The sequence below is a fragment of the Eubacterium sp. AF15-50 genome (genome assembly GCF_934835595.1).
GTDB lineage: Bacteria > Bacillota > Clostridia > Lachnospirales > Lachnospiraceae > Eubacterium_G > Eubacterium_G segne.
Genome location: NZ_CAKVZL010000104.1, coordinates 1 through 6674, shown reverse-complemented (window position 1 = coordinate 6674; position 6674 = coordinate 1). Strand labels below are relative to the sequence as shown.

The window sequence follows — 6674 nt, the reverse complement described above, 5'->3', positions numbered from 1 at the left end:
CCATTATGTTAATCAGCAGTATCTTCCGGATGAACTGGTAGGTTCAAAGTTTTACAATCCGGGAGATTTAGGATATGAAGCAGAAGTTAAAGAATATTTTAAAAAGATAAGAGGTATTGATTAATTGAAGGCATTAATAGATAAACTGGCATCAGGAAATGCGGTGTATGAAACACCGGATGCGGAAATATCTGAAAATAGAATAGCAGTGGAATTAGAGCAGGGGGAAAGCACATACGGAGAGATTGCCATTAATGGTAAGCACGGAATGAGCGTTAAAGGTATTGTTTTTTCCACTGACAATCACATTGAATTTGAGAACAACCAGTTTAATGGGATTAACAATAAGGTTAAATATGTTGTATCCTCTAAAAATATGTATGAGGGACAGGTAATAAGCGGAACCATTAGTGTAATAACCACTGCTGGGGACTATGCCATTCCTTTTGGCATAACAGTGAAAAAGCAGGTTATAACATCTTCCATAGGTGAAATCACAGCTCTTACGGACTTTGTGAAACTTGTAAGAGTGAGCTATGATGAGGCACTTTTGCTGTTTTTATCAAAGGAATTTAAAACATATTTCCTTAAAAAAGATGACCATGCCCTTACTTTGTATAATCAGGTAATGAGAAATACTAACAGAAACATTGCTCTTGAGGAATTTTTAGTAGGAATGAAACTAAAGGACAAAGTGAAAATAAGTATTTCTAATACCATAAAAGAGTATACGGATATAAAAGAAAACTATGGCGATGTGTTAAATATTTCAAGAAGCGGCTGGGGCTACGTGGACATAGACGTGGAAGTTCAGGGAGACTTCTTCTATGGCTGTAAGGACAAAATTTCCGGAGATGAATTTAACGGAAAAATTGCTGAATATCAGTATCTCATTAATGCAGGAAGACTTCACGGAGGAAGTAATTGCGGAAGAATTATTTTAAGAAGCTCTAACGAAAAACTGGTGTATGATGTGGTTATTGTAAATCAGAAAGACAGTATTGATGAGTACCTTAAAAACAAAAAAAGTACCATCAATATGGTAAAAAACTATCTGGATTTCCGTACCGGGGTTATAGATGGTAAAAAATGGAAAAGTAATCTTTTAAATCTTGCTGAGGAAAGATTAATAGCTAATAAAAATGACATTGTTGGAGTTTTGGCAAAGGCTCAGGTGGGAATAACTAATAATGATGACGAAATGGCATTAGAATATTTAAACAGGGCATCTAATCTTGTTTCCATTAAAGATGAAAAGTCTGTAATTTATTATTGCTATTATTTATATTTAAAATCTATATATAAAAATGATGCTTCCTACACATATGAAGTTAAGGAAGAAATAAAAGGTTATTTTGAAGGCGGATACGACAAATGGCAGCTTTTATGGATGCTGTTTTACATGGATGACAGGTATGATGAAAATCCAAGCCTTAAATATACATTAGTAAAGAGAATGTTTAATAACGGCTGTCACAGCCCTATTATGTATTATGAGGCAGCAAAGGTTATTAATGAGCAGCCGGAACTTTTTAGAATGCTTAACAAATTTGAAATCCAGATTTTAAATTTTGCCGGCAAGCATCATATGGTTGGAATAGAGTTGGCAAAACAGGCAGCAGATATTATTGGCAGGGAAAGGGAATTTAACGAAAACTACATTAATATCTTAAGCAGGTTATATGAGGAAACTGAAAGTACAGATGTACTTTACTGTATTTGTGGTGCAATTATTAATGGAAACAGAGCCAACAAGGAATACTCTAAGTGGATAAGTGAAGGTGTAAAAAAAGAATTAAAAATCACTAATCTTTACGAGTATTATATATACACAATAGATGTGGATAATTACAATATGCTGGAAAAATCAGCATATAAGTATTTTTCATATGGCACTGATACTTTAATGTATAACAGAGATTATTTTTACGCAAATCTTGTAACTAATTTCAGTGACACAGATGAAATTTATACTAAATGCTACAATGATTTGGAAAAATATGTAACAGAAGAGCTTATGAAGGGCAATAACAACCGTCATTTAAGAGTTATATACAACAGAATTTTAAATGATGATTTTATTGTGGGAAACTTAGGTGATAATATGGCTAAGGTTCTCCATACTTATTGTATCAGGGTTAATAACAGGAAAATAAAGCATGTTATTGTAAATCATAAAGAAATAAAAGATTTCCAGACAGTGTCCTTTATAGACGGAATGGCGTATGTTCAGTTATATACAGATAATCCGGTTATTGTATTTATGGACAAAAGGGGAAGAATTATTTCAGATGTGGAATATGAAATCTCAAAAATGGAAATAACGGCACCGGTTTCAAAGGTGGGAAGCAATCTTTTAACAGAATTATGTGACATTGAAAAAATCATGAGAAATCCTGCAGACAATCCGGGAAAGCTTATTGAATTAAAGGCAATGGTGGGTGCACCGGGACTTACTGAGGAATTTAGGCAAAGACTGATTGAGTTTATTGTGGATTATTATTATAAGGGCTACGATAAAGGAGATTTGGATATTTATCTTCTTCAAATTGATATGGCTTCACTGGATGTTAAATCACGAAATAAAGTAATGGAAGTTATGATTGAAAAGAACTTTATGGAAATGATTTATCCGTATATGGCAAAGTATGGTTATAAGGGAATAAGCAATTCCCTGTTAGAAAAGGTATGCATAGAGTTAGTGGCAAATCCTGAATGTGACCCAAATGACTATGTGGAAGAAATGTGTGCCAGTGCATTTAGAAACGGATGCAGGGATGAGGGAGTATTAAGGTTCCTTGGAAAATACTATGAGGCAGGAAGTCTTGAACTTTACCAGTTGTACCTTGCCATTAAAGCAAAAGGCATAAAGGATAATACAATAGCAGAACGTCTCTTGGTGCAGTATATTTTTGAAGGAAATACAGAAAACAAAATATATGATATTTATATGTCTTATTTAGAAGAAGCAACATCTACAGTTATAAGAAAGGCATTTTACACATATGTGACATACAACTACTTTATTAAGAAGGTGCAATGTCCGGATGTGGTGTGGGAAATTCTTGAGCAGGAATATGACAACGGATTAAACACACCGGTTATATGTAGTATTGCTTTTGTGGAGGCTATGTCTAAAAAAACAAGCCTCACTGAAAGACAGATTAAGATTCTTCAGTCATTAATAGAAACATTGGCAAAGAATAATATTAATTTTGAGTTTTATAAGAAGTTTAATAAGTGGTTTAAGATACCATTTAATCTTGTGGACAAAACCATAATTGATTTTAGAACAAATCCAAAACACAGGGTAGATATTACCTATAGCATAAAGACTCCTGAGGGACGTACAAAGAAAGTTACGGAAGAAATGGGAAGCATTTATCAGGGAATATTTACTAAGGAAATAATTATGTTTTATGGTGAAGAAATTGACTACAGCATTAAGGAGTATTCAGATGAAGACCCTGATGGAAAGGTAGTGGATAATTATTCCGTAAGAATAACAGAAAAAAATATTTACAACGATGAGTCACGTTTTGGAATGATAAATGGAATGATGATTTGCAGGGCTTTAGGAAGAGAGGATGCGGCAAGGGAGATAATGCAGTCATATGCTCTTTGTAAGGAAGCAGGCAAAGAAATCTTTAAGCTTTTATAAATTACATCGGAAATTAAGCTGGTACTAGGAGGACAAGGCTTTGGGAAAAGGAATGATTTTAGGAATAGATTTTTCTATGGACTATGCACAGATAGCATATTTGGATAATGATGGAAATCCCCAGTCCGTAAGTGTGGGAACAGAGGATAATTATATGATTCCCGCCGTTGTATGCTACAACAGTGAATTGAATGAATGGTCAGCAGGCGATGAGGCAGTTAATAAAGGAAGACTTGAAAAAAGCAAAGTTTACAAAAATCTTCCGGAAATATTCAACGAAGACAGTGAAAATGATGCTGATGAGGCAAAAAAAGCAGTTTCCACATTTATGTCATATCTAATTAAATTAGCGGTTAATTACAGCAACGGACGTTTAATAAAAAATATTCTTGTAACTGTAAATCAGGTAAATCCTCAGGTTATAAAGGGACTGCTGGAGGTATTTACTGAGTTGGGATACAATGAAAAAGACATAAAGGTAATAAGTCACTCAGAAAGCTTTGTATACTATGTTTTAAATCAGAATAAGGATATATGGATAAATAATGTTTTGTTTTTGCAGCTGGATAAACATGAGTTTTCATGTAGAAGATTAAATGTTATAAAAGGAAGACAACCTCATGTGGCAGATGTAAGAATGACGGATTTAAGCAATTTATTCACTATGGATTTAGTTACAAGAGAGCCTCTTGGAGCTGATGAAATACTTTCTGAATTTTTGGAGGAACAGCTTAAAAAACATGTTGTGTCAGGAGTTTTTCTTTCAGGAGAAGGATTTTATGTAGACGGATGGCAGAAAACCTTATCTGTTTTGTGCAGAAACAGAAGAGTTTTTAAAGGTAGTAACCTTATAGTAAAAGGGGCAGCCTATGGCGCAAGAGAATTTTTCTATGTACCGGTTCTTGATAAATATCTTATTTCCTGTAAGGGACGTACGAGAGTTAAAATTGTTATGGCTGTTAAATATAAGGAACATGATAGTTACATTACCCTTTCAAACATTGGAGAGTATTGGCACCAGGCAAAATCAAAGGCTGAGTGTATAATGGAAAAACCTACGGAGGCTTCCTTTGAAATTCAGGACATTATGAATCATGCCAATGAAAGTTTCAAAATTGATTTAAAGGATTTTCCTAAGAGACCGCCAAATACCACAAGACTTGAAATAAATTTCAGATATCTTTCTGAAAATTCCTTTGAAATAGAAATAAAGGATTTAGGATTTGGAGAATTCTTTAAATCCTCAGGAATGTCAGTTAAAAAAGAAATTACTTTATAGAACTTTTAAGAGGAGACGTCATGAATTATATTACTTTGTGTACGATACATACAGAGAAACCATACTATATTAAGGAAGTCAACAAAAACATATATTCAATTGAGGAGTTAAGTTATTATTTGTACAATTATCTGTATTTAATAGATGATACCTTTTTCAGTGATACATTAATTGATTATATTGAAAATGAACTAAAGCAGACAACCATTGCTTCCGGGTTAAAGCAGATAATAGCAAAGAAAGGCGAACTGGGAGAAAAAATTGCCTTTGTTATTAAAAATTCCGGATATTATTCTGAAAGAGAAGCAGAAAAACTGGAAAATCATTTAGTTGCCCTTTGTTCAAAAACAACAGCTGAACGAATAAAGGCGAAGGCGGACATACTTATGGATACAGACAAATATAACATGGCAATTAACTACTATAACAGTATTCTTAACAAGGCTATAAACACAGAACTTCCGGAAAGATTTTACGGAGATGTTTACAACAATTTAGGTGTAGCATATGCAAGATTGTTTGAATATGAACATGGAGCAGCAGCCTTTAGATGTGCATACAGGTTAAATAAGTCAAACGAGTCCTTAGAGTCGGTTTTGCTATGTGATTTTTTAAGTGATAATGAAAAGAGACTTAACATAGATAAGGAAAAATATAAGGTAAGCGATACGGTTATTAACAGACTTAGGGCAGAACTTATAAAGAGAAAAGTGCATATACAGTCAGAGTGGAAAAAAGAAAATGAGGATATGTTTGTAACTCAGTGCAGAAAAGAATATATTGTGGAAATAAACAGTTAATTTGCTGATATTAGATGTTGACAAACATAAATAAAATATTTATCATTGACTATATGTTTAAATGCGTTGAGGAAAAGGAGTAGCAGATAACCCCTTATAGAGAAAGAGGGATGGTGGAAGCCTCTTAGGAAGGTATTTGTGAAGGTAGTTTCTAAGCAGCCGTGGTAAAAAATGGATTATCCAATTAGCCGCAGACGTTTCATCCCCGTTACAGGATAAGATAAGTGATAAAGAAAGGTGGTACCGCGATATATTCGCCCTTTGTGTGCTACCGGTTACTATACAAAAGAAAAGAGTGGCATGGCTGCTCTTTTTCTTTTCATAATCTTACAGAATAGGAGAAAACAATGAAGGAATTTGAAAAGAATTACAATCCCGCAGAGATTGAAGACAGACTTTATGAAAAGTGGCAGGAAAAGAAATATTTCCATGCAGAAGTAGACAGAAGCAGAAAACCGTTTACTATTGTTATGCCGCCTCCAAATATTACAGGACAGCTTCATATGGGACATGCCCTTGATAATACAATGCAGGATATTTTGATTAGATTTAAGAGAATGCAGGGCTATGAAGCCTTATGGCTTCCGGGAACTGATCATGCATCAATTGCCACAGAAGCTAAGATTGTAGAAAAAATGCGTGAAGAAGGCATTACCAAGGAAGATATTGGGAGAGACGCATTCTTAGACAGAGCATGGGCGTGGAAAAAGCAGTACGGCGGACGTATTGTTTCACAGCTTAAAAAGATTGGTTCATCCTGTGACTGGGACAGAGAAAGATTTACCATGGATGAAGGCTGTTCAAAGGCGGTAAAGGAAGTTTTTGTTAATTTATATAACAAAAAGCAGATTTACAAGGGTGAAAGAATTATTAACTGGTGCCCTCATTGCCTTACATCTATTTCAGATGCAGAGGTAGAATATGAAGACCAGGC

At 34.3% G+C, this 6674-nt stretch carries 5 protein-coding genes and 1 other annotated feature; all 5 genes read left to right on the top strand.

Going from position 1 to position 6674, the window contains the following annotated elements; translation table 11 throughout:
- Positions 1-124: hypothetical protein (locus tag Q5O73_RS09535; protein ID WP_302669571.1), on the top strand; the 124-nt coding region annotated here is incomplete at its 5' end.
- The gene (locus tag Q5O73_RS09530; protein WP_021953420.1) at positions 125-3661 is read left to right on the top strand and encodes a DUF5717 family protein; all 3537 of its coding nucleotides are present in this window, start codon (positions 125-127) and stop codon (positions 3659-3661) included.
- A gap of 40 nt (positions 3662-3701) precedes the next feature.
- Positions 3702-4940, top strand: coding sequence for a DUF5716 family protein (locus Q5O73_RS09525; RefSeq protein ID WP_118588939.1), 1239 nt, complete (start codon positions 3702-3704; stop codon positions 4938-4940).
- A 20-nt stretch (positions 4941-4960) separates the two neighbouring features.
- Positions 4961-5740, top strand: coding sequence for a tetratricopeptide repeat protein (locus Q5O73_RS09520; RefSeq protein WP_302669570.1), 780 nt, complete (start codon positions 4961-4963; stop codon positions 5738-5740).
- Between the two features lie 57 nt (positions 5741-5797).
- Positions 5798-6005 (top strand) — a binding site (T-box leader).
- Positions 6006-6087: 82 nt separating this feature from the next.
- Positions 6088-6674, top strand: a 587-nt coding sequence (locus Q5O73_RS09515; RefSeq protein WP_302669569.1) for a class I tRNA ligase family protein, incomplete at its 3' end; no start/stop codon positions are given.